Here is a 25,196-nt window from a genome sequence, read left to right as displayed (position 1 = left end):
CGTGTGTCGGCTGCCCTCCGCCACACAGCGGTTACGCCCGTCGCTCGAGGTCGATGCCCACCTCCTCGAGCATGCCGAAGAAGCCGGGGAACGAGACGTCGACGTGATCGGCACCCTCGACGGTGGTCTCGCCGTCGGCGACCAGTCCCGCGAGTGCGAGCGCCATGATGATCCGGTGATCATCGCGGCCCGAAACGGTCGCCCCCTCGAGTTCTGACGCGCCGCCGTGGATCGTCAGCGAGTCCTGCTCTTCGGTGGTCTCGATGCCCATCTTGCCTAACTCCTCGGCCATCGCACTCACGCGGTCGGTTTCCTTGTAGCGGACGTGCTCGGCGTTCGTAATCCGTGTGTCGCCGTCGGCGACCGCTCCGAGCGTCGCGATCGTTGGGAGCAAGTCAGGTGTGTCCTCGACGTCGACCTCGATACCGGAGAGTGGGGCCTGCGAGATGTCGATCGTCCCCTCGTCTTGGTTCCAGTCGACATCGGCACCCATCCGCTCGACGATCTCGACGATCGCACTGTCACCCTGTGCGCTGGGGTGGGCACCCTCGATCCGAACCGTCTCGCCCTCGGCGGCGGCGATCGCACCCGCCGCCAGCGGGTAAGAGATCGACGAGAAATCGCCGGGGACTGCGTACTCGCCGCCTGCAGGCGCGTAGGATTGCCCGCCGTCGACCGCGAAGCCGGTCTCCGTCTTGTGGGCGTCGACGCCGAAGTCGGAGAGCACCTCGAGCGTGATATCGACGTACGGTGCGGATTTGAGCTCGGTCTCGAGGTCGAGTTCGATTCCCTCGTCGGTGACCGCGCCGGCCATCAGCAGGGCGGTGATGTACTGCGAGGAGACGTCACCCGGAATCGAGACTGCACCGCCAGCCAGCGGGCCGGTGACGACCAGCGGAGCCTGCCCGTTTCCGCGTGTGCTGTCCGCTTCCACACCGAGGTCGGCGAGCGCCTCGAGCAGCGGCCCCTGCGGGCGCGAGCGCAGTGACTCGTCGCCGGTCAGCACCGACGTGCCGTCAGCGAGCGCCGCCGCCGCGGTGACGAGTCGCATCGTCGTGCCGCTGTTCGCACAGTCGATGACATCCGCCGGCACATCGGGGCGGCCATCGAAGCCGTCGATCTCGAGCGTGCCGTCGTCGTGTCGGTCGACGTCGCCGCCGAACAAGTCGACGGCGCGGGCGGTCGCCTGCGTGTCCGCACTCCAGAGGGCGTCGCGAACGGTCGCTTCGCCGGCATAGCCCGCCGCGAGGATCGCACGGTGTGTATAACTCTTCGACGGCGGTGCCCGCGCCGTCCCGGCGACGCGCGAAGGCGTGATAGTGACGTTCATGGTCGCCCTGTGGGGTGGCCCCGTCTTACCGATACCGATCCTGCGAGTCCGACCCGCTCGAGCGGATCGAAAGCGAAACCCCCTAACCCGCTCCGAGAGTGGGTGCGAGCATGCACGACGACAGCGAGGTCGCCGTCCTTCGGCTCGGCCACCGCCCCGGCCGGGACGAGCGGATGACGACCCACGTCGGCCTGACCGCGCGGGCACTGGGTGCCGACCGCGTCCTCTTTCCCGACAACGCCGGCCAGTCGCTCGAGACCGTCAGGGACATCACCGACCGCTTCGGCGGCCCCTTCGAGGCCGAACTGACCGACTCGCCCCACGCCGTTATCCGAAACTGGGAGGGAAAGGTCGTCCACCTCACGATGTACGGCGAGCGCGTCCAGGACGTCGATGCCGAGATCCGGACGGCCCACGACAGCGAGGGCGACCCGCTCTTGCTCGTGGTCGGCTCCGAGAAGGTAACCTTCGACGTCTACGAGGAAGCCGACTGGAACGTCGGCGTCACCAACCAGCCCCACTCAGAGGTCGCCGGGCTGGCCGTCTTCCTCGACCGGCTGTTCGAAGGTCGGGAACTAGAGCAAGAATGGGACGACGCCGATCGAACGGTAATTCCAATGGAGACGGGCAAGCGGGTCGTGCCAGCAGACGACGCGGACGACCAGAGTTAACCTGACTACCCCAGTCGGTCGCACACACCGCGATATGATGCGCGGGAGTTAACAAGACTTAATGGCTTCATGCCGTTACGTGTAGGCAATGGCTTTTGAGGACCTGCTCGAGGACCCAGTAATTCAGAAATATTTGCACGAGCTGGTCGGTCCCACGGGGATGCCCGTCGCAGCGGCACCACCGGACGGCGAGGTGACCGACGAGGAACTCGCCGAGGAACTCGACCTCGAGTTGAACGACGTGCGGCGCGCGCTGTTCATTCTCTACGAGAACGATCTCGCGACCTATCGACGGCTGCGCGACGAGGACTCGGGGTGGCTGACCTACCTCTGGACCTTCGAGTACGACAACATCCCGGAGAACTTAGAAGAGGAGATGTATCGACTCCACGACGCCCTAGAGGAGCGCCAGGAGTACGAGCGCAACCACGAGTTTTACCTCTGTGAGATCTGTTCCATCCGCTTCGAGTTCGGCGAGGCGATGGACTTCGGCTTCGAGTGTCCCGAATGTGGCTCGCCGCTTGAATCGATGGAAAACGACCGCCTGGTCAACGCGATGGACGACCGCCTCGACGCGCTCGAGGACGAACTCAACATCGACGCGGACGCCTAATGGTCGTACTCGCAACCAAACTGTACGTCGAAGGTGACGCCCGCGAGCGATCGCTCGATTCGTTGCGCTCGCTGGTCAACAATGAGATCGGCGAACTCGATGCCGACTTCGACGTCGGTGTACGCCACGACGACTTCCCGTCGGTGACGATCGAAGGTGACGACGCGACCGTCGCACGAAACGTCCTCCGCGAGGCGTTCGGCGAGATCGTCCCCGACCTCGAGGCCGGCGAGACCTACACCGGCACGCTCGAGTCCTGGGACGACGACGGCTTCGTCCTCGATGCGGGACAGGGCGACGGCGTCCGGATTCCGACCGACGAACTCGGGCTCGGCCCAGGGTCGGCGACGCAGATCCGCGACCGATACGGGTTGGTCCAGCACATGCCGTTGCAGTTCGTCTACGGCGACGACGAGCCGTCTCGGCTCGCCGAGGAGACACAGGATCGTCTCTACGAGTGGACTCGCGGCGACGGCCGACTCAACGTCAACAGCGCAACCCGCGCGGAAGTGCGGGCCACGCTCAACCGCGCCGGCCACGCACAGGACTACGTCACCGTCGAGCGACTCGGCTTGCTCGAGCAAAGCGTCGTCTGTACCGAGGGCACCGATCCGCCGGGCCTGCTCGCAAGCATCGGCGAGTACCTCCCGGCCGAACTGCGTTGTGTCGTTCCCTAGTATGAACCGCCGGCTCGCCCTCGCAACGGTCGCGGTCGCCCTGCTGTTGATGGGTGCCGGCTGTGCGGCGTTCTCTGGTGGCATCTCCGACGAGCAACTCGACCGCGAGCAAAACTACAGCGACGTGCGTGACGGCGACGCCGACGTCACGATCGCGCTCGAGGACGGCGACCTCCTCGGCGGCGGCGAGTACCGAGCCGTCTACGACTTAAACGGGACCGAGGAACTCTCCTTGTCCCAGTCGACCATCTATAGCGAGGAGCCGCTGGATATCTACAGCGTCCGCTACTGGTACCCCAACGGGACCGTAGTCAACGGCTCGGACCTCGAGGTCGAACAGGGAGGCTCGGCGACGACCGTCACCGTCCCCGACGAAAACGGCACGCTCGCGCTCTCGGGCGATGCCGGACGCAAGACGTTCCGGCAACCGGCGTACGTCACGAGCTCCTACGAGGTGCGACTGCCCGAGAATCACCGCGCGTCGAACTTCCTGTTCGGCGAAATCTCACCGAACGGGTACGAACGTGAGGTCGTCGACGGGCAGGTGCGCCTCTCCTGGGACGAGATCGAGGCGGATCGCACGATCTCGCTACGATATTATCTCGCGCGAGACATTCAACTGTTCCTTGGTCTCATCAGTGTGTTCGGCCTGCTCGGTGCCATCGGTATCGGATACTACTACCGGCAGGTCAAACGACTCCGCGAACAACGCGAGGAGTTCGGTCTCGATCTCGAGGACGATTCCGACGGCGGACCACCGGGATTCCTGTAGTCGTTTCCGGGCACAGCCTGGAAACTTCTGCTACAGCAAACCGTATTAGTCGTGCATCGTTTGCTCGTCGAGCCAGACGACTTCCTTGTCCTCGATCTCGAGACGGCCCTTGACGTAGGCCGTATTCACCTGCGGTGGCTTGACCGCCCCGCGTCGGACGTCGCGTGGCATACCCACGTCGTCGATCAGCCACCCGTAATACCGACCCTCGTCGTCGGTAGCGTCGAAGACGAGCAGCTTCGGCGCGTTGACGCGGGCCGTCGTGCGAAACGAGGCCCCGAACACTCGCGGGAGATCGACCACTCTGACCCGCTCGCCGGCGGCGGTGATCGCCCCCGCGTTCCACGGATCATCGGCGTCCGCGAGTGCGGAGTCGTCCGCGATTCCGAGGACTGAGGCGACCGACTCGGCAGTGACACAGTAGCGTCGGTCCTCGAGGTCGAACGTGAGGACGGTCACCCGTTCGTCGTCGGTTGTCCCGTCGTGGTTCGGTGCCGGTTCCATTTGCTTTGAACACAGTCGACGGAGAAAATGAACGCTCCGAATCGTTCGACCGGATGGTAACGACGGAGACACATAAATCGAATGAACACACACGTCGGAGTCAACGTTTTATTCATGGGCGCTGATACACGAACAGGACGATGGCCCCGGATCTCTCAGAAAAGCTTCTCGGAATCGATGTCGATGGCACCGATCGATCCCGCGAGTCGGACCGCGCGAACGGCGAGGACGAAGTCTTCGTCCAGTTCGTCTTCGTCACCGTCGGTGAATACCGATTCGCCCTGCCGGTCGACGTCGTCAGAACGGTTACGGACCCGCCCACGGAGGTGACGCGAGTACCACGGACGCCACCTTCGATCGAGGGACTGATGGACCTCCGTGGCGAGATCACGGCAGTCATCGATCCGCGAGTTCATTTCCCAACTCCCGAGATCGAAACGGACCGTGAACGGCTGATCGTGTTCGATCGGCCGAGCGACCAGCAGTCGGCTGCGATCCGCGTCGACGACGTGATCGGCGTCGAGGTCGTCCCCGAGAGCAACGTGATCGATGACGACAGCGTCGCTGACAGTCCCCTCTCAGGTGATGCCCTCGAGCATCCGTTGGTCGGCGCACTCGTCATGCAGGAACACGAGCGATCGCAGTCTGACGAGCCGACGAACGTGACCGCGAGCGACCGCTCAGATGATGGGGCCGATGTCTTCGAGTCCAGCATCGGTGACGAGTCGACGCTGTCGTCGGCTGGCGGTGCGAGCGGTGGGTTCGGCGGCTCGATCGGCGAGACATTCGAGATCGAATCGGCCGAAGACGCCAGCGATGAACCCGACGGCGACGGGGCCGATGACGAGACACAGGAGGTCGTCGTCGAGGCAACCGCACTCATCGATGTCGAACGGATGCTGTTGGCGTCAGGGCAGCAGTGAGAGACACCGTCTCTTGCTCGTCCACTCGATGCAAGCATTTGCGCAGTAGATAGGAAGCGTCTCGCTGCAACCGGACACGCTCGAGACCGTGTTCCGCGCGAAATCTTCGAATCGTCTCTGACATTTATCACGACTGATAATGGGGAGACAGCATTTATCGTAGTTGTATCGCTACCAGAATCTGGTGTACTACTGAATGTCGACAGGGGTGCTCATCGTGGACGACTCTCATTTTATGCGAAACTTATTGCGCCAGATTCTGGAACAAGATTACCGCATCGTCGGAGAGGCGTCTAACGGGGCAGAAGCCGTCAAAATGTACAAAGAACACGATCCCGACGTCGTCATGATGGACATCGTGATGCCCAAATGCAACGGCATCAAGGCGACCGCAGCGATCAAGAAGATCGATCCGGACGCCAGCGTCATCATGTGTACGAGCGTTGGACAGCGTGAGAAGATGAAACTCGCCGTGAAGGCTGATGCGGACGGCTACGTCACGAAACCGTTCGAAGAACCCAGCGTCAGAAAGGCCCTTTCAGACGTCGTCGCTGCATGACGAGAGTACTCGTTGTCGACGACTCGAGGTTCATGCGGACAGTCATCGGCAACGCACTCGGCGACGCCGGCCACGAGGTCGAAACGGCTACAAACGGCTCGGAGGCTGTCGACCTCGCCGGGACGTTCGATCCGGACGTCATCACGATGGACGTCGAGATGCCCGAGATGGACGGCATCGACGCCGTCGAACGAATCATGACGACGAATCCGGCCCCGATACTGATGCTTAGCGCCCATACTGAATCCGGGGCAGAGGCCACGCTCGACGCCTTAGAGCGCGGTGCCGTCGACTTTCTCCAAAAGCCTGACGGCTCCGATTCGCGGACCATGGTCGATCTGACCACGGAGGTCGTCAAAAAAGTCGACGGTCTCGCCGAGGCAAACGTCTCGACGGTAGCGCTCGCTCGAGCCACTGCGACGGCCCACGCGACCCGTTCGAGACTCGCCGGGAACCCAGGGCAGGGGACGACAACGGGAAAAGCCGTCGCTGGCGGCAGTGCCGACGTGCAAGTAAACGGCGATCACGGGACGGGGACAGTCGGGCCAAACGCACGCCCTGGAATCGAGCCGTCGTCAGAGACCGACGAGGACACAGCATCGCTTCCCACCGAGCGGACGACCGCGCCGACCATCGTCCTCGGTGCGTCGACCGGCGGCCCGAAGATCGTCGAACGCCTGTTCGAGCAACTGCCGATCGACCTCGAGGCGAAGGTCCTGGTCGTCCAGCATATGCCGTCCGGGTTCACGGAACGGTTCGCAGATCGACTCGATACACACAGCGCGTACGACGTCTTCGAGGCGACCGATGGCGAGTGGCTCGAGCCCGGCGACATCGCGGTCGCACCGGGGAACACCCACCTCGAGGTGGCAACCGAAGCAAGCGGCTGTCTCCGCTTGCAACTCAGCGACGGCGAACGAGTCCACGGCGTCCGACCGTCGATCGACGTGACGATGGAAAGCGCCGCCGAAGAGGTCACAAGCGGGCTCTGTGGGGTCGTGTTGACCGGAATGGGATTCGATGGGGCGGCCGGAATCGAGGCGATCAAAGCCGCCGACGGCTACACGATCGCACAGGACGAGGCTACGAGCCCAGTTTTTGGTATCCCCTGTCAGGCAATCGAAACCGGCTGTGTCGACACGGTCGCACCCGCAGGCGGGATTGTCGACGCCATCGTCAACGCGTTCACGACGGACGGTGAGAACGATGACTGATTATCTGACAGAGTTCGTGCAGGAAAGCGAAGAACGAATCACGGAACTGAACAACGCCTTGCTCACCCTCGAGCGCGATCCCGACGACGAGGAGGCGATGGACAACATCTTCCGGATCGCTCACACGCTCAAGGGCAACTGTGGGGCGATGGGCCTCGAGTCGGCCAGCGATCTCGCCCACGCGATCGAGGACCTCCTCGACGCCGTCCGCGGTGACGACCTCGAGGTGACGCCGCCGCTGATGGACGACATCTTCGACGCCGTCGACGAACTCGAGGAGATGGTCGACGAGGTCGCCGTGGACGGCGAGGTCGAGACCGATCCGTCGTCGACGATCGACGCGCTTCGGAACCACCTCGAAGACGGCGAAGACAGAGCAGCGACAGAAGTCGTCACACCGTCAGCCGACGAGATCGACGCGGTGTGTTCGCGGTTCGACCCGCCGGCCGACGACGGCCACGACGTCTACCTCGCCCGGCCGACAGCGTCATGTACATCTCGCCGAACAGCTCGAGCGTCTCGAGCGTGAGTTCCTGTTCCTGCTTTGCCGTGCGCATGTGCTTTTCTTTCTTGTCCTCAAGGAAACTCTGCATGTCACCGCCGCTGTTGACGATCGAGAGCATGTAAGTCAGGAACTGTGAGAGGTCGTCGCTCGGCGTCTCGAGGGCCTGCTTTCGGATCGCCGTCCGGTAGTCGATGTCGAAGTATTCGGTCTCTTTGACGATGCTCTGGAACTCCTTTGCGACCTCGCCGTAGGTGTCGTCGGCTTGGGCCATCGCCTCGATGATCTCGAGTTGGTTCAGGCCGCCGACCGAGAGCGCGTACATAAACGACACCGAGTCGGTCAACAGCATGTTGATCTCACGCTTGCGTGTCGAGGCGCGTGAGTAGGGTACCGCAACCATCGAGCCGAACCCGATCACGAATCCGATCGAACCGAATAGCAGTCCGCTAAAAAAGACGATCGCCGGAACGCGCAACATCTCGATGATCGTAAGCAAAAGACCCTGGCCGACCGGCATCCCGATGATCGGTTCGTTCGAGAGGATGCCGAGCGCGAAGAGGCCGTAGCCAAGCAGTAGTCCGATCAGCCAGAGGCTCAGCCCGCTGATCATCCCGATGCCAAGCGACCGGGAGAGATAGAGCTCGACCGTATCGGTCATCCGAGCCTGAGAAAGTTTCGTCTCGACATCGGCGACGAACTCGCTGTCTTCATCAAACAGCCGATCGTACAGCGGATAGAAGTAATCACCGAGCGCGTCAGAACTAGCTGACATAGTCGAGCCGCCACTGGTGTTGGTTTTCAAGCTCATATGTCTCCGTTCTCGTCCTCGTTACCGTCCTCGTCCTTGTCTTCGCCCTCGTCGGCTTCGAAGATCCCAGTATTGCTGTCGGCCAGTGCGTCGTCACTGTCCGTGTTGTCGTTTCTGATACTGTCAGCTAAAAATATTACAAAGAAAAGTACGTTACTCCGATATGACCTCTCTCGAAAACGTCTCTACCGAAGACCTCCGCCAGATCTTGGCGGAGGTCGAGGGAAAAAAGCCATCACAACGGCTGATGGCGGCAATCAACTATCTTGAAGAAGACGGTGCGACGCTACAAGAGGTCGCTGAACGCTATGGATACACTGCTGGCTGGCTCTCGCGGTGGCTTGATCGACTCGAACGGCTCGCCGACGAGCCGTTCGAGGAGGTTGTCTACGACGAACACCGTTCAGGAAGGCCCTCAAAACTCTCCGACGAAGAGTATGAACGGTTCGTTGAAGCGCTCCACAAGTCTCCAGAGGAAGTTGGACTTAACGCGCCTGCGTGGTCCGTTCCACTAGCTCGTCACTATCTCGCCGAGGAATTCGGCGTTGAGTACTGTGAGCGTCACGTTCGACGATTGATGACCGAGGCCGGGCTGTCCTGGAAGACAGCCCGGCCGGAGTTTCATAAATCCGACGAGAGAGCACAGGAAGCATGGCAAGACGGGTTCAAAAAAAGCGCGACAACCTGGACGACGAATACACGATCTTAGCCATTGTTCAGACGCGACAGATTCTCTCGACACTGATTCACGCCTGGTTTCCCAAGGGAGAGCGCCCGTCACTCCCGGTGACGGGCGCGTGGGACAGCATCAAACTTCTCGGTGCAGTCAGCGATACTGACGAGACGTTCTTTCTCCCTTGCGAGGAGAACTTCAACAGCGACACGACGATTCGTCTTCTAGACGCACTCCAGACCGAGTTCGGCGAGAAAATCTGCGTTGTCCTCGACAACGCCTCGTATTTCACGGCGAACAGAGTCCAGGAGTTCGTTGAAGATACTCCGATCGAACTGTGTTACCTTCCGCGGGGTTCACCAGAGCTGAACCCCGCGGAAGAGTGCTGGCGACAACTCGATCAATCACTCGGCAACCGCCTCTTCGAAACGCTTGACGAACTTCGTGATGCTGCTCTCTGTGCACTGGACGACATCAACGTACCAGATGTCTTTACGTACTTATGTCCGTGAGTATGAAAATCGATCCATCGTCGCTCGTCTCGGTGGCATCGAACAGCGCCTCGTCGTCTTCGTCGGGCGTGTCGTCCTCGTCGTCGCTGAAGACCGTGTCAGTCTCGTCGCCGAATATCGATTGTTCACCATCACTGGCGCCATCGGTATCAGCCGATGCCGACGTATCGGCTGGCGATCCTGTCTCGACTGTCCGTGTCCCACCTTCTGGGTCCGTGGACGTGGCTTCAGTCACGTCCTCTTTACCGTCCGGCGGATCCGACGTGTCGGCTTCGATATCGATCGTTGGTGGTTCCGGTTCAGTCTCGGCGACTGTCTCGTCTTGATCCGCCGTCGATTCGGTATCGATATCGATCGTCGGTGGCTCTGGCTCAGATGAATCACTGGAGGGTGACGCCGACTCGGTCTCGGTAGCTGATTGCTCACTGACCGGAGTCGCCGAGGACCCGTTTGACTCGTCACCACGTTCTGCGTCGGAATCGCTGCTCGAGTCGGTGTCACCCGACTCGGGATCGAAGATCGAATCGAGATCGTCCTCGGGGAACATCGACTCGAAACCGGCGGAGTCCGGGTGACTGGCCGTGTCCCCGGTATCGGTCGCTCGCTCGGCATCCGGATCGTCGAGTTCGTCGATCGTCTCACCCATATCGTCGAACAGTCCTATCAAATCCTCGTCGTCGGCACCACCACTGTTGTCGTCGGTATCGATCGTCGACTCGTGTCGCTCCTCGTCCGATTCCGTGGATTGACTCGAACCAGTCGAGGATTCGGCCGCCTCCGTGAGGTTCTCATCGGTTGGCGATTCGGTATCGGTTACACCGTCGCTCGCTCCCGACTCGGAATCCGACTCCGGTGGCGCGGACGACTGGCTGCTCGAGTCGGTGGCCGCGTCTGTCTCGTCGGCAGTGGATGCCGCCTCGAGTGCGCTCGGATTGTCGTCGGGTCCGGACGCAGCGTCGGTGTCTGCCGCATCAGCCGCCGACGCCGATACTGCTGTGTCTTCGCGCTCTTCCTCCGGTTCGACAGCGAATTCGCTCTCTTCGCTGAGCCACGCCGGTTCATCGGCGACGTCATCGTCGTCGATAGCGAACGCCGTCGAATCGTCGCCGAGTTCCCACTCTCCTTCGTCGACGCCTTCGTCGACGGTACCAGGGAAGTCGAACTCGTCAGTATCAGCGCGGTCGACTTCGATGGCGTTCTCCTCTTCGACGTCACCGAGCGCGCTTGCGAGGCCGCTTGGCACCTGACCACGGTAGTCCTCGAACAGGGACTCCTCGGCCCGCTCCAAGAGGTCCATCGAGAGGTTGTAGGTCTCGTCCGTCGCCTCCGGCCGTGGCACGAGCTCTTCTTTCTCCTGGTCGACGTCGATCAGGACGCTTTCCATCTCGCGGAGGTCTTCGAGACTGTCCTCGAGTTGCCCGTTCGCGATCAGTGTGAGGATGGTATCGGGATCGTTGATGAAGGCCTGCACCGTCGCGGCGACCTGTGCGTACGTGTTCAGTCCGTTCTTGATGAGATACGCGAGGATGACTTCCCGTTTAAACGGCTCTGTTTAATCGCTAGACGGCGTCGAGTTGAGTCGTTAGAATCACTGTGTTGAAGCGGAAGACCGGAAATTGTGCCAACCCAAATCTTCCGCTTCACCGAACGCTGTGTCTGGATTGCTAAAAGAGTTGCTGACGATACGGACGAATCCGCCGCCCCGGAAGGTGGCGGCAGATTCGCCGATTATGCGATGATTCCGCTTCACTGCTTGCGAATTTACCTTGGGACGTCCTATCGAATGACCATTGACATACTGACGGAGATGCCACGAATAACCCGGGAGATCGGCCTTGAACCGGCCGATCTCCCTCATCCATCCACGCTATGTCTAGCGTTCGATAGGCTCGAAATGCGTGTGTGCCGAGTGCTGCTGCGCTATTCAGCGCAGCTGCACGAGACCGGTGAGATCGGCGCGATCGACGCAACGTACTTCGACCGCTCCCGTGCAAGTCGCCACTACTGCCGACGGACAAACTACCGCGTTCAGACGATGAAAGTGACGAAGCTCGTCGATACAGAGACGCAAGCGATTCTCGATTTGCACTGTACTACGACGTGGGAAGGGAGTGATGCAGAGATCTGTGAGCAACTCGCCCGCAAGCACGCGGGCGAGTTGCGCGTCCTCACGGCGGACAAGGGCTATGACTGTAACTGGCTTCGAGAAGACCTCCGAGAGCTCGACATTCGGCCGTTGATCAAGCACTGCGTCCATGCACCGTACGATCACGCGCACAACGCGCGGATCGATGACGAACTCTACGGCCAACGGGCAATGTCAGAAACCGTCTTCTCTTCTGTCAAGCGCTCGCTGGGCGTCGCCCTGCGAGCGCGAACCTGGTACCGAGAATTTCGTGAGATCGCGCTGATGTGTGCGGTTTACAACATCAAGAAGGCCGCAAAACAGGAAATTCCGCTCCCCTCATGCGATTAAACACGGCCGTTTAAACAGTTCCTCCTCGAGTTTCTCTCTGCTCCAACCGCGGTCGAACTGAATGCCTTCCAAGGTGTTCGAGTCCCCCATCTTGAGGAACTCGTCGGTTTCGGCCTGCCACTGGTAGACGTCCTGAACGTTGATCTCGTCGTGTTCGGCGTCGTAATGGTTGATCTCGGTCAGCGACTTGTTCCGGCGAACCTTTCGACCCTGAACCCGAGTCTGAGTCTGGATCGAGACCAGGTCCAGGGCCGTGAACATCGTCTTCGAGACGTTGATCGGGTCCGTCGTAAATCGCTTCAGGACCTCGTCGACGGAGTCGGCGTGGAAGGTGGTGTAAGTGGTGTGACCGGTCGACATAACCTGGAACAGCGTCCGCCCTTCCTCGCCACGGATCTCACCCATGACGATGTAGTCAGGACGCTGGCGCAGTGCGGCCTCGAGCAAGTCGAACTCGTCGACGTCACCCTGTTCGTCGTCGGAGAACGACGGCCGGGTGACGCTCGCAATCCAGTTGCGCTGTGGGAGTTCGACCTCGCGGGTGTCCTCGATCGAGACGATCTTGGCGCTCGAGGGGATAAACAGCGAGACCGCGTTCAGCGAGGTCGTCTTCCCGGATGCGGTACCTCCAGCGAAGATCAGGCTCTTGTGATTCTCGATACAGAGCCAGAGGAACGCCATCTCATCGAGGCTGAACGTGTTCCAGTTGATGAGGTCGATGGGGGTGAACGGAACGTCCTTGAACTGACGGATTGTGTAGTTGGTCCCGTGGTCGGAGACTTCCTTGCCAAGCGTCAACTGGGCTCGTGAGCCGTCTGGCAGCGTCGCGTCGACCTGTGGGAGTCGTTTGCTGATGCCCTTGCCGGATCGCTGGGCGAGTTTAACGACGAAGTCGTCGAGTTCGTCCTCGCCGTGGTAGATGTTGGAGATGATCTGTTCGTACTCGGAATGATAGACGAACACCGGCGAGTTGTACCCGTCACAGGAGATGTCCTCGACGTTGATGTCGTGTTTGATGCCATCGATACGCTCGTAGCCGATGAAGTCGCGTTTGAGCACGTAGAGCAACTTCTCTACCTGATACTCGCTCAGGGTGTCCGGATCGTCTTCGAGAATCGCTGGCTCGGGGCGGACCTCGATTCCGCCCAGTGGACTCGGCCCGTCGTCGTCGTCGCCATCGCCCTCGTCGTCGTCGAGAAGCCCCTGAAGCGTCTCGAGAATGCCTTTCGACGTGTCGTTCGCGGTTGCCTCGAAGAGATCGTAGCGTTTGAGGAGCCGCCGGGTTTCGTCCTCGATCACTGTCCGTCGACCGTCTTCTGTGGCTTTCTCCTTGACGCCCTCTTCGGAGTACTTGATTGCCGTCCTGAGTTTGCCCGAGAGGAACTCTTGGAGTTCCGCCTCGATCTCGTTCTGGTACGGCTCGATCATATAGTACTTCTTTTCGTTTTCCTTCTCCGAATGAAAGATGATAACGAAGGCGTAGGGTTTGTTCACCCAGTAGCGCTCGACCTCCCGAAAGTGGGTCTTCTTCTCCATCGGGACGGCTTTCTCGAGATCGTAACGGTTCGAGACGGTGGTGTTGCCTGCGGCTGTCGAGAAGAACTCGTCCTCGTCGATCTCCTCTTGAACGTTGACCGTCCGCTCTTCGACGATATCGTCGACTCCCATCGCGATGTCGTTGGCGGCTGCGAGCCGTCCCTCGAGCGTGTCCGGATCGAAACCGAGCGCCTCTTCTTCGTCGTGCCGGACGATGTCGCCGTTGCTATCGCGCGGACGACTGCCGTCATCGTCGTAGTAGTACTCCCACTTGTAGTGTTCCCAGCTCCAGACGTCCTTGACGACGGGCGTCGTCTCGGGATCGACGTACTCGAGAAACAGCTCTGAGAGCGCCGCCGCGGTTTCGCCGGCGGTCGGCAGAACGTTGTCCTCGAGATCGTCTGGGTGATGGCGCAAATACGTTTCTGGATCGAATTCGACCTGATCCCAGTCGTCCCCGCTGGGAACACTCGTCGTGCTGCCGTCATTGGTGTCGAGCCCAAGCTGTTCGTCCGCATCGGTGGGTTTGTTCGGATACAGGACGGATACCTCGTCCTCGTACCCGTATTCGTTCATGAACTCCTCCCACGTGTACGCTCCGACACGGATGGCCGAGTTCGTGCTCGGCTCAGATTCATGGGAACTCTCCTCTTCCGACGCAGAATCGGACGCCTCCCCCTCAGAAAAGTCCCCAGCATCCGACTGGTCGGCTTCGTCAATAGCCATTACATTCCTCCTAACTTTCTCCCCTCAAAAAATTCATCCGCCCATTACCATTTCTGATAATCCTACGCAGCCGTTTTCGACTGTCCGCCCCCAATTTTTGGGGGTCAAATAAGTCATTTAACAGTTATGGCCGAAATCTGCTCCGACGGCACACGAAGCGTGAGGTAGGCGAGGAGGGTATCGATCTGTTCGGGTTCGCTGATCCCGTCGTCTTCCTCGTGATCGAGGCGGCACGTTACGTGACTGGTCGCTGCTCGCGGCCGACCGTGGCTAACCGGCGCAGTAGACGGTCAGACGCTTATTGACCGGCTGACGACCCAACGCAGACGTTCTGCTGATACTGCTGGACAGAACTACTTGAAGTTCGATCCCACCGACGGGATCGATGTGGGTCACAGCTCGAGGAGCACAATCGAGCAGCAACTGTAGTGGGTGTACTGCGGGACCGATGAAGAGATTCGGGTGTGGCGGGATTCGAACCACGCCCGGTTCGCTCACTTCGTTCGCTGCACGGGCGTGGCGGGATTCGAACCCACGATCAGAAGGTTAGGAACCTCCTGCCCTCTCCGCTAGGCCACACGCCCCGGCGTGAAAAGAACCTTAGTTGGTTTCCGTCTCGGCTTCCGTCTCGTCTTCGTTGGTTACCGGCTCCGTATCGACGAACTCGTCGTCATCACCAGCACTGTCGTCGTAGTTCCCGGACTCTCGCATTTCCTCGAGCTCCGTTTCGACCTTTTCGCGACCTTTCTGGAACTCACCCATAGCTTCACCGGTCGACCGTGCCAGCTTCGGAATCTTGTTGGCCCCGAAAAGCAAGATGGCAAGGAGCAGGATGACGCCAAGCTCCATCGGTCCGAATCCGCCGGGGATGAACAGCGGTGTTAGTTCGGCTTGCATTTCTACACACAGCTTGTCCACTGGCAATTATAACCTTTTTGGACCACTTAGGTAATCAAGCGGCCACGACAGTCCGTCTCTGGACGAGATTCGCCGAAAAATGAACTAACACAGCTCGGTTGAATTCTCGGCCCTGATATGGACTCCTGTCGGTGGGTTCCGGCGCACCCGCATGATGGGGTAGGGTGCACTGATACTGCCGGACAGAAGTATGAGACACAGTGACAGTAGACCGTATGATGGGGTTCCGCCGACTGCCCTCCATCGAAACTGTTCCGCGAACGAAACTGTCTTTCCCGCGTGGACGCAATGGACTGACGATGGTAACGACCGGAGACGCCGCACCCGATTTCACCGCACCGCTCGCGAACGGCGACATCGAGGAATTCACACTCTCGGAGCGTCTGGAAGACGAAGCACCGATCGTTTTGGCCTTCTTCCCCGGCGCGTTCACCAGTGTCTGTACGACCGAGATGTGTACGTTCCAGGACCGACTGGCCACCTTCAACGACCTCGATGCCAGCGTCTACGGTGTCAGCCGGGACTCGCCGTTTACGCTCAACGAATTCCGCGCACAGAACGACCTCGAGTTCGGCCTGCTCAGCGACTACAACAAGGAGCTCATCGACGACTACGACGTCGAGATGGACTTCGCCGATCTGGGCGTCTACGGCGTCGCCAAGCGCTCGGTGTTCGTCGTCGACGGCGACGGCGAGGTCGCCTACTCGTGGGTCAGCGACGATCCCGGCGTCGAACCCGACTACGACGAGGTCGAGGCTGCAGTCGAGGATCTCTCCTAACGCTGTTTGAAGAATAGCCCGACACCTGTCGCAGAACTTTTTTAGTCTGCAGCCGAGGGTTTTGTATGAGCGATTCTGCCGCCGAGGAGGATTCCCGCCGTGTTTACTCCCCCGACGACCATCACGCGTTCCCTGACGAGAAGCTAAACCGGGTCCTCGAGTACATCACGAGCGACGACGAGATCGCGGCGTACCTCGAGGCACAGAACGTCAACGCGGTCGATCGGATGCGATACAACGATCACGGGACGAAACACATCGAGATCGTCCGCAACCGGGCGCTGTGTCTGTACGACCTGCTCAAGGCAGGGAACGTCGACTTCAACGGGGCTCGCCAGCAGGGACTGGCTGAAGAAGACGAATCCGTCATCATCGCGCTCGCGGCGACGCTCCACGATGTCGGCCACGTCGTCCACCGCGACAGCCACGCCTACTATTCGATCCCGCTGGCGGCGGACATCCTTGAGCGAGTCCTCCCCGAGTTCTACGACGTTGCCGAGACCGTCCGAATGAAAGGCGAAGTCCTCCACGCGATCCTCTGTCACCACACCGCCGAGACGCCGCTGACGACCGAAGCCGGCGTTATCCGCGTCGCCGACGCCCTCGATATGGAACACGGTCGCTCTCGCATTCCCTACGAGTCCGGCGGTCGAGGGATCAACACCCTCTCGAGTCAGGCGATCAGCCGCGTCTCGCTCCAGCAGGGTGATACCACGCCCGTCATGGTCGAGATCGCGATGACCAACGCCGCCGGCGTCTATCAGGTCGACAACCTACTCAAAGCCAAACTGAAAGACTCTGGCCTCGCAGACCAGATCCGGATCGTCGCCGTCAACACGAACGAGAACCACGAACAGCTAGTCGAACGGATCGAGCTCTAGCGGACTCGAATTCGGCTCGATGAACCGCTACACTGACTTACAGTCAGTCGTATAGGAAACGCAATGTCGACGCAGCTTACGGTTTTGGCGCTTCTGACCGGGTTGGTCACCGGTGGACTGTTCCGGTTTCTCAATATCCCGATCCCTGCACCGCCGGAACTCCCCGGTCTCATGGGTATCGTCGGGATCTATCTCGGATACAGGGTGGTCGAGCACTTCGGCGTCGGTGTCGATCTCCTCGAGACGCTCGGCCTGTAGCCCCAGGACCCCCGCCTACGCTGACCGGACGCTCACCGAGAGTCGCATCGCCGCCCAAATCAACAACAGAATCGTCGCAGGGGCGAAGATGGTAGCGACGAATGGGAGCAGAGATGGTGGGAGGTAGCTGTAGAGGAGGACACCGATTCCGACGAGAAGCAAGATGAGAACTATAGGCGGCCATTGGCCGTTTCGATCGTCCATAGCGACGATATGGGCTGTCGGAGCTATAAACGATTCTACTCGAGGCGTCGATCGCGCTGAAAAATCGGAACCCGAATCGCGAGGTTAGTAGCTACGCTCTTTGGGCTCGTAGGTCTTGTTCTGGCCCTCGAGGATGACCGGGCGATAGAAGATCGAGGGTTTGCCGTCGTCCCAGGAAACGAGCGTGTGTTTGAGCCACTCCTCGTCTTTGCGTTCCTGGTGTTCTTTGCGCCAGTGAGCGCCACGGAACTCGTCACGGACGAGCGCGCCGAGTGCGATCGTCTCGGCGACGTCGATCAGGTTCCGCGTTTCGATGGTCTGCTGGAGGTCGGTATTGAACGTCCGCGACGGGTCGTCGACGTAGACGTCCTGATACTCCTGGCGGCACTCGCGGATGATCTCGAGGGCCTTCTTGACGCCCTCTTCAGTCCGGAAGACGTTGACGTAGTCCGTCATCGCCTGCTGGAGTTTGGCGCGGATCTCGGAGTGTTGGATGCCGTCGTCTTTGTCCATCAGCCCGTCGACGCGCTCGCGAGCCGTTTCGACGGTTCGCTCGAGGACGCCTTCAGCGTCGGCCGTGACGCCACCGTCGGCGGCGACGCCGCCGCTCGTCTCGAGTCCCGCTGCGCCGGGGGCGACCGGGAACTCGGTGTCGGTTTCGTCCTCGACATCGTCGCCGTAGCCGGTCTTGATCTCGGCCTCGCCGAGGTCGCCGCCGGCAGCGTGGTAGCCGGCGCGTCGGCCGAAGACGATCAGTTCCGGCAAGGCGTTGCCGCCCAGTCGGTTGCCGCCGTGAACGGAGACACAGGCACACTCACCGGCCGCGTAGAGGCCATCGATACAGGTCTGGCCGTTCTCGTTGACCTCGATACCGCCCATCGCGTAGTGCTGGCCGGGCTTGACCGGCATCGGTTCGATAAGGCCGTCGACGCCCTCGAAGTCCTCTGCGAGGTGCAGAATGTTCTCGAGGCGGTCCATAATGCGCTCTTCGCCGAGGTGACGCATGTCGAGGTGGACGTACTCGTCGTCGACGCCACGGCCCTCGTTGACCTCCGTGAGCTCTGCTCGGGCGACGACGTCGCGGCTGGCGAGTTCGCCGGAGTTGTTCGCGTAGCCGTGCTCGAACATGAAGCGTTCGCCCTCGTTGTTGTAGAGGATGCCACCTTCGCCACGGACACCCTCGGAGATGAGGACACCCGTCGACGGCAGCGACGTCGGGTGGAACTGGATGAACTCCATGTCCTCGAGAGGCACACCGGCACGATAGGCCATGGCCTGGCCGTCGCCGGTACAGGAGACGGCGTTGGTCGTGTGGTCGAACGCCTGGCCGGGGCCACCGGTCGCGAGGACGACGCCCTCGTTGGCCTTGAAGCCTTCAATCTGGCCGGACTGGACGTCGTAGGCGACGACGCCGTGACACTCGCGGTCGTTGGGGTCGTCTTCGTCGGTCGTCGCCAGGTCCATGACGTACCACTCGTCGTAGACCTGAATGCCGCGTTTGACGACCTGCTCGTACATCGTGTGCAGCAGGTGATGGCCGGTCTCGGCACCGGCGTAGGTCGTCCGCGGGTACGAGAGACCACCGAACGGTCGCTGCGAGACGGTGCCGTCTTCCTCGCGGGAGAACGGCATCCCCCAGTGCTCGAGATTGATCGTCTCTTCAGGGGCGTCCTGGGCGAGGGTCTCGACCGCCGGCGCGTCGCCGAGGTAGTCCGACCCCTTCATCGTGTCGTAGGCGTGGAGTTCCCAGTCGTCGCCTTCCTGTAAGGCGGCGTTGATGCCACCTTCCGCAGCGCCAGTGTGGCTGCGGACGGGGTGGAGCTTCGTGACCATCGCCACGTCGGCTCCCGCTTCGTGCGCTGCGACCGCGGCTCGGAGGCCGGCACCGCCGGCGCCGACCACGATAACGTCGTGTTCGTACATGGTTACCAGAACTTCAGGTTTTTCTTGACTGCTTCCCGCTTGAGCTCCTGAATGTGCTCGGTGAGCGGAATGTCTTTCGGACACACTTCGGTACAGGAGAACTGGGTCTGGCACCGCCAGACGCCGTGTTCCTGTTCTAAGATGCGGAGTCGATGCTCTTTGATGTCTTCTTCCTCGCGGTCGTCCATCGCGAACTTGTAGGCCTTGTTGATCGCCGCAGGGCCGAGATACTCGTTGTCGCCGGCCGCGATGTTACACGAGGACATACAGGATGCACACCAGATACAGCGCGTGGACATCTTGACCTTCTCGCGGTTTTCACGCGACTGGCGCTGTTCTTCGAGCTTGCTTGCGTCGGGCGTGTCTTCGCTCTTGAAGTACGGCTCGACGGCGTGCATCTGGTCGTAGAAGTGGTCCATATCGACGACCAGGTCCTTGACGACCTCCTGATGTGGCAGCGGCTCGATGCGGATCGGCTGCTCGAGGTCGGAGATCTGCGTCTTACAGCCAAGTCGTTGCTTGCCGTTGACGAAGAAGGCGTCGGAACCACAGACCGCCTGCCGACAGGAGTGACGGAACGTCAGCGACGAATCGTACTCGTCGCGGGCGTACATGACCGAGTCGAGGACGGTCATCCCCTTCTCGAAGGGGACGTGGAAGTCGTCGAATCGGGGTTCCTGTTTCTCCGCGACCTCGGGGTCGTAGCGGAACACCTTGATGTGGACCGTCTCCCCATCGAACTCGGCCTGACTTTCGTCACGCTCGTCGACCATGTCGCCGCCTTTTTGTTTCTCGGCTGCCGGCGATTCCGCGCCTTTCATCGCCGGGTCTTCCGGTGCTTCTTGCGTGTCGGGTTCGGCTTGTTGCGTGCTCATGTTAGATCATTCCCCCATGACGAGTGCGACGTAGGTCCCCTGTGCGACGAGTGCAACGCCGGCGAGGGTAAGCACCGCCAGGATGACCTTCTTCTGGGTGCCCTTGAGGCCCTGATTGACCAGCGCGTTGTAGACGCCGTTGACGCCGTGGAACGCGGCAGTGACCAGGAACAGGACCATCGTCAGGAGGTAGCCGATATTCTCCATTCGGGCCTGCGTTCCCAAGAAGGTTACCTCGTAGGCGTGGTTGACGAAGTGCAGAAGGAAGAAGTGGAAGGCGAGAACGACGACGAGAAACGCCGCCGTAAGTCGCTGGAAGAACCAGCCGGTCCCGCCGGGCGTGAACGAGGAGTATCGTTCTGCCATTAGAGACCCACCCCCGTCAGGAAGGTCGGAACGCTGGCAACGGTGATCGCACCCGTCAACACCAGCGAGGCGTAGAAACTCTTGTCCTGTGCCTCGAGTCCGACGCCCAGATCGACCATCAGCAGGCGGAGGCCGTTTAAAATGTGGAAGACAGCCACCGCGAGCAGGCCGATCTCGAGCAGGCGGATGAGGAACAGCCCCTCGAGTCCCTGCAGCGTCGTGGTGTAGATGTCCGCTTCGTTCATGATTGCCGCTTCGTTACCGGCTGCGCCGAGAGAGGTGCTCAGCACGGAAATGTGGGTAAACAGGTAGCCGATCAGGATCCACCCGGTGAACTTGTGGAAGATCCATGCCCACATCCCGGCCGAGAACTCCTTCCAGCGACCGAAGTCCTCGACGAGACCGCGATTGTAAGACTGACTCATGCGCTCATGTGGTCCGTTAGACCGCGGGGGTATAGAAGTTACTTTTATCTCGTCACCTCCGCCCTCAGTCCACCCGATATATGATGGGACGAAAACAGCTTTCGCCGAGCGCCGAACCCGTTCGGGCCGGTGGGGCGACTCGCTGCCGCCGCTGTGTGATCGCTATCGACAGCGACCAGCCGCGGTCTCAGAGTTCCGATCGTGAACTCTCGGTCGTTCGCTCGCGCTCGAGCGCGGTGAGCGTATCCGGCGAGAGCCCGACCAGATGACAGAGCGGGTTCCCCGGGTAGACGACGGGGTTCTCGAGGACGCCGACGATGAGGCCGGTAAACGGCGCTTCGACGGTGACGATGTCGTCCTCCTCTTTGAACGGGTTGGTGATGGCACAGATCACCTCTCCTTCCTCGACGAGCGCGCCGCGGCCGCGTTTCATATCGACGATACCGCCGGCGTCGGCGCGGAGCCAGGTCTTCTCGTCGTCGGTGTCGATGACGGTCCGCCAGCCGGGCCAGTGGACCGACGACTCCCGGTGGAGGCCGAACTCCGCGAGCACGCTCGCGACGCCGGTGAGCGCGCGATCGATCAGTCGGCGCTGGAAGCGGTGGGCTTCGCCCATCTCGACGGTGATCGTGGGGATACCGGCTTCGCTGGCTTCGCGACGCAGCGTTCCAGAAGGCCCCTCGCCCGCGATGATGACGTTCGAGCTGAACGCGTTGGCGAGTCTGGCGACGGCTGGTCGTTCCATGTTGGCCCGCACGTGGAGCATGTTCGTCCGCCCGCGGGTCGACGTATGGAAGTCGACGCCGAGATCACAGGGTTCGATGAAGTTCGTGAAGATCTGGTTGGCCATCCGTCTGGCGCTGGTTGACCCCTCGCGACCGGGGAACGACCGGTTCAGGTCCCGGTCGTAGATCGGCAGGTACCGCTCCTGTGCGATAAAACCCGGGACGTTCATCACGGGCAGACAGACAAGCGTCCCGTGAAGGATCGAGTGATCCCAGTCGTGGGCGACCTCGCGGACGACCTCGATCCCGTTGAGTTCGTCGCCGTGGGCCGCCGCCGAGAGAAAGACCGTCGGCCCCGGATGTTCGCCGTTGATCACCGTGACGGGAATTCGGACAGGGTCGCCGAGATACGTTTCGCTGATGCCATACCGGATGTTCGCCGATTCGCCGGGATCGACACGCCCGCCGTTGTACGTAAACGGCTCGTTCGCTGCGTCGGGTTCGCGTCCGTCGTCGGGCGGTTCGGTCGCCGTATCGTCGCTCATAGAAGGTTCTCCGGGGGCATCACCGTGAATCTTCCCCCTTTACTATCGTTCGAGGCAGTGTTTCGTCACCCACGACTGTCGTCGTCGACGGACGCTCGAGCCATTCTGCGTCACTTTTCCGGCGAATGCCGCGTTCGTTCGAACAACGGATACCAGAATCTGGGGTTGTGGGCATACGTTTTGTATCAGGCCGTGCTATGGATACCCATGGAAATTCGAGAGGCGACCGAATCGGATGCTGAGGCGATTCGCACAATCGCACACGACTCGCTCAATTCTACGTACACGGCGTTTCTCGCCGAAGAGACGATCGACGACGCGATCGAGCAGTGGTACGGTGATGCGTTCGTCGACGACCTCGATGACGACCGCGTGGTCTTTCTGGTCGTCGAAGACGATGACGACAAGATCGTCGCCTTCTCCCAGAGCGAACTGATCGGCCAACAGACACACACCGGCCATCTCCTCTGGTTGCACGTCCATCCCGACCACCGCGACGGCGGCACCGGCGTCCGCCTCCTCGTTCGGACACGCGAGACGCTACTCGAGAAAGGCGCCGACGAGATCCAGTGTTTCGTGCTCGAGGACAACGAGGTCGGCAACGAGTTCTACCGCGCTCACGGCTTCGAGCAGGCCGGTCAGCGCGAGATCGAGATCGGCTCGGAGACGTTCACGGAGAACGTCTACGTCGAGAGCGACCTCGAGGGTGACGGCGAGTGGGGTGCAATCGACGAGGTCACGGTCGACGGCGAGACGGTCTACGTGAGCTACGGCGAAGCGGCCCGTGGTTCGAAGTCGCCGTTTTACACGGCCTACCGAACCGAAGACCGGGACGAACGCTACGCCTGGCTCTGTGGGAACTGTGAATCGATCGACAACGCGATGGATGCGATGGGACGGATCGAGTGTAATAACTGCGGGAACCGGCGAAAAGCGACCCGGTGGGACTCCGCACACCTCTAGGTAGTCCCGGATTCAGTTTTCACTTCTCGATTCGTGCGGTCGGTCGATACGGAGCCGTAATCAGCCGTAACGAGTGGCTATTCGACGCTTACGGTCGCCTTTCAGCTGTTGGAACTGCTTACCGCCTGCTTCGCTCCCGATCGGTTCGGAACGCGGTCTGGGACGGATTCCGTGCCGAAATCCAACCGTCACCGCTCTCGTGATGACTGCGTTCCGTCTGTTGTCTCCGCATTACAATTGGTCGACCTGTCGATGCGAGGTGTACGTGGGTCGCTCTCGGCTGCACCGGCGGATGACTATGGGTGTCTCGTCGGGGTGAGTACGTCGAATGAACAGGGAAGATCACATCGTTCACGGCTTCAAGGCAACGCTCGTTGCGCGCGCGATCTACATGCTTTCAAGCGCGCTGTTGATGTTCGTCCTGGCGCGGTACCTGCTCGACCCGGACGGGTACGGCGCGCTGTACTGGGCGATCGGGGTGCTGGCAATCATCCAGCTCTTTGCTGATCTCGGACTCTCGCGGTCGGTCGCCCGATATCTCTCGGAGTATCGCGAGACTGATCCGGGACAGGTGCCGCACCTCCTCAAGACGACGGTCGCGGCCAAACTCGTCTTGATCACGTTCGTTGCGTACGTCCTCTTGCTCTACCACGAGTGGATCGCGACCGCACTGGGCGAACCGGACGCGATCCCCTTCCTCGCGGCGGGGGTCGTCTATCTCGTCGTCTTCTCGTTCAGTACCTTCTCACAGGTGGCGTTTCAGGGCTTCAATCACCTCGGCTACAGCGCGATCGTTCAGGCGATCAGCGGCGCGGGACGGCTGCTCTTCGCCGTCGTGTTCGTCCTCGCCGGCCTCGGCGCGCTCGGTGCGTTTTTCGGATACATCGTCGGCTACGCACTCGCCGGGATCATCGGCATGGGGATCCTCTACTACGGATTCTACAGACGGTACGATGCGGCCGACGAGTATGAGGACGGTCTCTCGCGGCGGCTCCTCGAGTACAGCGTGCCGCTGACGGCGACACAAAGCGCGAACGTCATCGACAAGCAGATCGACATCGTCCTGGTCGGACTCTTCCTCAACCCGGCTGCAGTCGCGTTCTACACACTTGCAAAGCAGATTTCGGATTTCGTCCTCGCACCCGCCGCGTCGCTTGGCTTTACCATCTCGCCGAACTTCGGCGAACAGAAGGCCGCGGGCGAACTCGAGAAGGCCAGACGGATCTACGAGACCTCACTGACGAACGTCCTGTTGCTCTACATTCCGGCAGCGGTCGGGCTCGCGATCGTCGCGGGACCGTTCCTGACGATGGTCTTCGGGAGCGATTACGCGGCGGCGGTGCCGGTGTTGCAGGTCCTCGCCGGATTCGTCGTGTTGCAGGCGATCACGAACCTGACCAGCGACAGCTTAGACTATCTCGGGCGCGCTCGAGCGCGTGCGATCGCAAAAGGCGCGACGGCGATCGCCAACTTCGGGCTGAACATCGTGTTGATCCCCTGGATCGGTGTCGTCGGCGCGGCGATCGCGACGGTCGCGACTCACACGGTGTACGTGGCAGTGAATCTCTACGTCGTCCACACCGAACTCGGACTGAACGTCGGGCGACTCGCCCGGACGACGGGCCTGATCTGTGCGATCACGGGCGTGATGGGCGCGGCCGTCTTGCTCGTGACGCCGCTGGTCTCGAGTCTGTTCATGCTGGGTGGTGCGATCGCCATCGGTGCGATCACCTGGGCGCTGCTCGCGGTGGTCAGCGGGCTGGTCGATCCGGGACAGGTGCGGTCAGTGATAAGTTAACAATCCTGTCAGCCACGATAGTCCGTGACCCTGAGTG

At 61.0% G+C, this 25,196-nt stretch carries 25 protein-coding genes, 1 tRNA gene and 2 pseudogenes; 15 read left to right on the top strand and 13 right to left on the bottom strand.

What is annotated here, in order from left to right; genetic code table 11:
- Positions 1 to 31: 31 nt before the first annotated feature.
- The gene (gene aroA, locus E2L06_RS05845) at positions 32 to 1,330 is read right to left on the bottom strand and encodes a 3-phosphoshikimate 1-carboxyvinyltransferase (protein WP_138779495.1); all 1,299 of its coding nucleotides are present in this window, start codon (positions 1,328 to 1,330) and stop codon (positions 32 to 34) included.
- A 110-nt stretch (positions 1,331 to 1,440) separates the two neighbouring features.
- Between aroA and E2L06_RS05840 the strand changes: the two genes are divergently transcribed.
- The 4 genes from E2L06_RS05840 (at position 1,441) to E2L06_RS05825 (ending at position 4,063) form a co-directional block, all read left to right on the top strand.
- A complete protein-coding gene (locus E2L06_RS05840; protein ID WP_138779493.1) occupies positions 1,441 to 2,001 on the top strand; it encodes a tRNA (cytidine(56)-2'-O)-methyltransferase in 561 nt (186 codons plus the stop codon).
- Positions 2,002 to 2,089: 88 nt separating this feature from the next.
- On the top strand, positions 2,090 to 2,614 hold the full coding sequence (locus E2L06_RS05835) for a transcription factor (protein WP_138779491.1): 525 nt from the start codon (positions 2,090 to 2,092) through the stop codon (positions 2,612 to 2,614).
- Positions 2,614 to 3,291, top strand: coding sequence for a DUF2110 family protein (locus E2L06_RS05830; protein ID WP_138779489.1), 678 nt, complete (start codon positions 2,614 to 2,616; stop codon positions 3,289 to 3,291). Before E2L06_RS05835 ends, E2L06_RS05830 begins: the two co-directional genes overlap by 1 nt.
- Position 3,292: 1 nt before the next feature.
- Entirely contained in the window at positions 3,293 to 4,063 is a 771-nt protein-coding gene (locus E2L06_RS05825; protein WP_138779488.1) for a DUF5803 family protein, read from the top strand.
- 45 nt (positions 4,064 to 4,108) lie between these two features.
- Here the strand turns inward: E2L06_RS05825 and E2L06_RS05820 are convergent, their stop codons facing one another.
- A complete protein-coding gene (locus tag E2L06_RS05820; protein ID WP_138779486.1) occupies positions 4,109 to 4,567 on the bottom strand; it encodes a chemotaxis protein CheW in 459 nt (152 codons plus the stop codon).
- Between the two features lie 140 nt (positions 4,568 to 4,707).
- On the opposite strand from E2L06_RS05820, the gene E2L06_RS05815 reads away from it, so the two are divergent.
- From E2L06_RS05815 to E2L06_RS05800, 4 genes and pseudogenes are all read left to right on the top strand, one after another.
- On the top strand, positions 4,708 to 5,490 hold the full coding sequence (locus E2L06_RS05815) for a chemotaxis protein CheW (RefSeq protein WP_138779484.1): 783 nt from the start codon (positions 4,708 to 4,710) through the stop codon (positions 5,488 to 5,490).
- A 196-nt stretch (positions 5,491 to 5,686) separates the two neighbouring features.
- Positions 5,687 to 6,049 (top strand): chemotaxis protein CheY, encoded by a 363-nt coding sequence (cheY, locus tag E2L06_RS05810; protein WP_138779482.1) that lies wholly within the window; start codon positions 5,687 to 5,689, stop codon positions 6,047 to 6,049.
- Positions 6,046 to 7,263 (top strand): chemotaxis-specific protein-glutamate methyltransferase CheB, encoded by a 1,218-nt coding sequence (gene cheB / locus E2L06_RS05805; RefSeq protein WP_138779480.1) that lies wholly within the window; start codon positions 6,046 to 6,048, stop codon positions 7,261 to 7,263. Before cheY ends, cheB begins: the two co-directional genes overlap by 4 nt.
- Positions 7,256 to 7,741, top strand: a pseudogene (locus E2L06_RS05800) (Hpt domain-containing protein); the annotation flags it as partial. The gene cheB and the pseudogene E2L06_RS05800, both read left to right, overlap by 8 nt.
- A gap of 1 nt (position 7,742) precedes the next feature.
- Here the strand turns inward: E2L06_RS05800 and E2L06_RS05795 are convergent.
- Positions 7,743 to 8,576 (bottom strand): annotated as a pseudogene (locus tag E2L06_RS05795) (type II secretion system F family protein); the annotation flags it as partial.
- A 163-nt stretch (positions 8,577 to 8,739) separates the two neighbouring features.
- Between E2L06_RS05795 and E2L06_RS05790 the strand changes: the two are divergent.
- Positions 8,740 to 9,761 (top strand): IS630 family transposase gene (locus tag E2L06_RS05790; RefSeq protein WP_394348735.1). Its coding sequence is split into 2 segments (ribosomal slippage): positions 8,740 to 9,244 and positions 9,244 to 9,761, totalling 1,023 coding nucleotides; the frame shifts between segments, so codons are not numbered across the junction.
- On the opposite strand, the gene E2L06_RS05785 is transcribed toward E2L06_RS05790, so the two are convergent.
- The gene (locus tag E2L06_RS05785) at positions 9,742 to 11,232 is read right to left on the bottom strand and encodes a hypothetical protein (protein ID WP_138779476.1); all 1,491 of its coding nucleotides are present in this window, start codon (positions 11,230 to 11,232) and stop codon (positions 9,742 to 9,744) included. The two genes, E2L06_RS05790 and E2L06_RS05785, sit on opposite strands and share 20 nt — an antisense overlap.
- A gap of 147 nt (positions 11,233 to 11,379) precedes the next feature.
- On the opposite strand from E2L06_RS05785, the gene E2L06_RS05780 reads away from it, so the two are divergent.
- Complete coding sequence (locus E2L06_RS05780; RefSeq protein WP_394348734.1) at positions 11,380 to 12,237, top strand: IS5 family transposase; 858 nt, start codon at positions 11,380 to 11,382, stop codon at positions 12,235 to 12,237.
- Here the strand turns inward: E2L06_RS05780 and E2L06_RS05775 are convergent.
- The 3 genes from E2L06_RS05775 to E2L06_RS05765 all read right to left on the bottom strand — a co-directional run bounded on the left by E2L06_RS05775 (position 12,226) and on the right by E2L06_RS05765 (position 15,396).
- The gene (locus E2L06_RS05775) at positions 12,226 to 14,499 is read right to left on the bottom strand and encodes a type II/IV secretion system ATPase subunit (protein WP_249361373.1); all 2,274 of its coding nucleotides are present in this window, start codon (positions 14,497 to 14,499) and stop codon (positions 12,226 to 12,228) included. The two genes, E2L06_RS05780 and E2L06_RS05775, sit on opposite strands and share 12 nt — an antisense overlap.
- Positions 14,500 to 15,010: 511 nt before the next feature.
- Positions 15,011 to 15,083 (bottom strand) — tRNA-Arg (locus E2L06_RS05770).
- Positions 15,084 to 15,099: 16 nt separating this feature from the next.
- Positions 15,100 to 15,396, bottom strand: a complete 297-nt coding sequence (locus E2L06_RS05765; protein WP_138779472.1) for a twin-arginine translocase TatA/TatE family subunit — start codon at positions 15,394 to 15,396, stop codon at positions 15,100 to 15,102.
- Positions 15,397 to 15,716: 320 nt separating this feature from the next.
- Here E2L06_RS05765 and E2L06_RS05760 point away from each other — a divergent pair, with 320 nt between their 5' ends.
- The 3 genes from E2L06_RS05760 (at position 15,717) to E2L06_RS05750 (ending at position 17,335) form a co-directional block, all read left to right on the top strand.
- Positions 15,717 to 16,196 (top strand): redoxin domain-containing protein, encoded by a 480-nt coding sequence (locus E2L06_RS05760; protein WP_138779470.1) that lies wholly within the window; start codon positions 15,717 to 15,719, stop codon positions 16,194 to 16,196.
- A 65-nt stretch (positions 16,197 to 16,261) separates the two neighbouring features.
- Positions 16,262 to 17,077, top strand: a complete 816-nt coding sequence (locus E2L06_RS05755) for an HD domain-containing protein (RefSeq protein ID WP_138779468.1) — start codon at positions 16,262 to 16,264, stop codon at positions 17,075 to 17,077.
- A gap of 63 nt (positions 17,078 to 17,140) precedes the next feature.
- Positions 17,141 to 17,335: a XapX domain-containing protein gene (locus tag E2L06_RS05750; RefSeq protein ID WP_138779466.1), complete on the top strand. Its 195-nt coding sequence runs from the start codon at positions 17,141 to 17,143 to the stop codon at positions 17,333 to 17,335.
- 15 nt (positions 17,336 to 17,350) lie between these two features.
- Here the strand turns inward: E2L06_RS05750 and E2L06_RS05745 are convergent, their stop codons facing one another.
- From E2L06_RS05745 to E2L06_RS05720, 6 genes are all read right to left on the bottom strand, one after another.
- Positions 17,351 to 17,539, bottom strand: a complete 189-nt coding sequence (locus E2L06_RS05745) for a hypothetical protein (RefSeq protein WP_138779463.1) — start codon at positions 17,537 to 17,539, stop codon at positions 17,351 to 17,353.
- A gap of 84 nt (positions 17,540 to 17,623) precedes the next feature.
- On the bottom strand, positions 17,624 to 19,462 hold the full coding sequence (locus E2L06_RS05740) for an FAD-binding protein (protein WP_138779461.1): 1,839 nt from the start codon (positions 19,460 to 19,462) through the stop codon (positions 17,624 to 17,626).
- A gap of 2 nt (positions 19,463 to 19,464) precedes the next feature.
- Positions 19,465 to 20,337, bottom strand: coding sequence for a succinate dehydrogenase/fumarate reductase iron-sulfur subunit (locus tag E2L06_RS05735; RefSeq protein WP_092932979.1), 873 nt, complete (start codon positions 20,335 to 20,337; stop codon positions 19,465 to 19,467).
- A gap of 6 nt (positions 20,338 to 20,343) precedes the next feature.
- Positions 20,344 to 20,703, bottom strand: coding sequence for a succinate dehydrogenase hydrophobic membrane anchor subunit (locus E2L06_RS05730; RefSeq protein WP_138779460.1), 360 nt, complete (start codon positions 20,701 to 20,703; stop codon positions 20,344 to 20,346).
- A complete protein-coding gene (gene sdhC, locus E2L06_RS05725) occupies positions 20,703 to 21,128 on the bottom strand; it encodes a succinate dehydrogenase, cytochrome b556 subunit (RefSeq protein WP_138779458.1) in 426 nt (141 codons plus the stop codon). The genes E2L06_RS05730 and sdhC overlap by 1 nt, the downstream gene beginning before the upstream one ends.
- Before the next feature lie 187 nt (positions 21,129 to 21,315).
- Entirely contained in the window at positions 21,316 to 22,398 is a 1,083-nt protein-coding gene (locus tag E2L06_RS05720; RefSeq protein ID WP_138779456.1) for a succinylglutamate desuccinylase/aspartoacylase family protein, read from the bottom strand.
- 207 nt (positions 22,399 to 22,605) lie between these two features.
- Between E2L06_RS05720 and E2L06_RS05715 the strand changes: the two genes are divergently transcribed.
- Positions 22,606 to 23,361: a GNAT family N-acetyltransferase gene (locus E2L06_RS05715; RefSeq protein WP_138779454.1), complete on the top strand. Its 756-nt coding sequence runs from the start codon at positions 22,606 to 22,608 to the stop codon at positions 23,359 to 23,361.
- 328 nt (positions 23,362 to 23,689) lie between these two features.
- Positions 23,690 to 25,159: a flippase gene (locus E2L06_RS05710; protein ID WP_138779452.1), complete on the top strand. Its 1,470-nt coding sequence runs from the start codon at positions 23,690 to 23,692 to the stop codon at positions 25,157 to 25,159.
- Positions 25,160 to 25,196 lie beyond the last annotated feature (37 nt).

This window comes from Haloterrigena sp. H1, assembly GCF_005938085.1.
Lineage (GTDB): Archaea > Halobacteriota > Halobacteria > Halobacteriales > Natrialbaceae > Natrinema.
Note: the sequence above shows the minus strand (reverse complement) of the source record. Positions and strands in the feature narration are given on the sequence as shown.

Excerpts from the sequence above, each read along its gene's own strand:
- E2L06_RS05755 (WP_138779468.1), top strand. The coding sequence starts at position 16,262 with ATGAGCGATTCTGCCGCCGAGGAGGATTCCCGCCGTGTTTACTCCCCC.
- E2L06_RS05750 (WP_138779466.1), top strand. The coding sequence starts at position 17,141 with ATGTCGACGCAGCTTACGGTTTTGGCGCTTCTGACCGGGTTGGTCACC.
- aroA (WP_138779495.1), bottom strand. The coding sequence starts at position 1,330 with ATGAACGTCACTATCACGCCTTCGCGCGTCGCCGGGACGGCGCGGGCA.
- E2L06_RS05715 (WP_138779454.1), top strand. The coding sequence starts at position 22,606 with ATGGAAATTCGAGAGGCGACCGAATCGGATGCTGAGGCGATTCGCACA.
- E2L06_RS05720 (WP_138779456.1), bottom strand. The coding sequence starts at position 22,398 with ATGAGCGACGATACGGCGACCGAACCGCCCGACGACGGACGCGAACCC.
- E2L06_RS05730 (WP_138779460.1), bottom strand. The coding sequence starts at position 20,703 with ATGGCAGAACGATACTCCTCGTTCACGCCCGGCGGGACCGGCTGGTTC.
- E2L06_RS05820 (WP_138779486.1), bottom strand. The coding sequence starts at position 4,567 with ATGGAACCGGCACCGAACCACGACGGGACAACCGACGACGAACGGGTG.
- E2L06_RS05830 (WP_138779489.1), top strand. The coding sequence starts at position 2,614 with ATGGTCGTACTCGCAACCAAACTGTACGTCGAAGGTGACGCCCGCGAG.
- cheB (WP_138779480.1), top strand. The coding sequence starts at position 6,046 with ATGACGAGAGTACTCGTTGTCGACGACTCGAGGTTCATGCGGACAGTC.
- sdhC (WP_138779458.1), bottom strand. The coding sequence starts at position 21,128 with ATGAGTCAGTCTTACAATCGCGGTCTCGTCGAGGACTTCGGTCGCTGG.
- E2L06_RS05840 (WP_138779493.1), top strand. The coding sequence starts at position 1,441 with ATGCACGACGACAGCGAGGTCGCCGTCCTTCGGCTCGGCCACCGCCCC.
- E2L06_RS05775 (WP_249361373.1), bottom strand. The coding sequence starts at position 14,499 with ATGGCTATTGACGAAGCCGACCAGTCGGATGCTGGGGACTTTTCTGAG.
- E2L06_RS05740 (WP_138779461.1), bottom strand. The coding sequence starts at position 19,462 with ATGTACGAACACGACGTTATCGTGGTCGGCGCCGGCGGTGCCGGCCTC.
- cheY (WP_138779482.1), top strand. The coding sequence starts at position 5,687 with ATGTCGACAGGGGTGCTCATCGTGGACGACTCTCATTTTATGCGAAAC.
- E2L06_RS05835 (WP_138779491.1), top strand. The coding sequence starts at position 2,090 with ATGGCTTTTGAGGACCTGCTCGAGGACCCAGTAATTCAGAAATATTTG.
- E2L06_RS05710 (WP_138779452.1), top strand. The coding sequence starts at position 23,690 with ATGAACAGGGAAGATCACATCGTTCACGGCTTCAAGGCAACGCTCGTT.
- E2L06_RS05735 (WP_092932979.1), bottom strand. The coding sequence starts at position 20,337 with ATGAGCACGCAACAAGCCGAACCCGACACGCAAGAAGCACCGGAAGAC.
- E2L06_RS05815 (WP_138779484.1), top strand. The coding sequence starts at position 4,708 with ATGGCCCCGGATCTCTCAGAAAAGCTTCTCGGAATCGATGTCGATGGC.
- E2L06_RS05765 (WP_138779472.1), bottom strand. The coding sequence starts at position 15,396 with ATGCAAGCCGAACTAACACCGCTGTTCATCCCCGGCGGATTCGGACCG.
- E2L06_RS05825 (WP_138779488.1), top strand. The coding sequence starts at position 3,293 with ATGAACCGCCGGCTCGCCCTCGCAACGGTCGCGGTCGCCCTGCTGTTG.
- E2L06_RS05760 (WP_138779470.1), top strand. The coding sequence starts at position 15,717 with ATGGTAACGACCGGAGACGCCGCACCCGATTTCACCGCACCGCTCGCG.
- E2L06_RS05745 (WP_138779463.1), bottom strand. The coding sequence starts at position 17,539 with ATGGACGATCGAAACGGCCAATGGCCGCCTATAGTTCTCATCTTGCTT.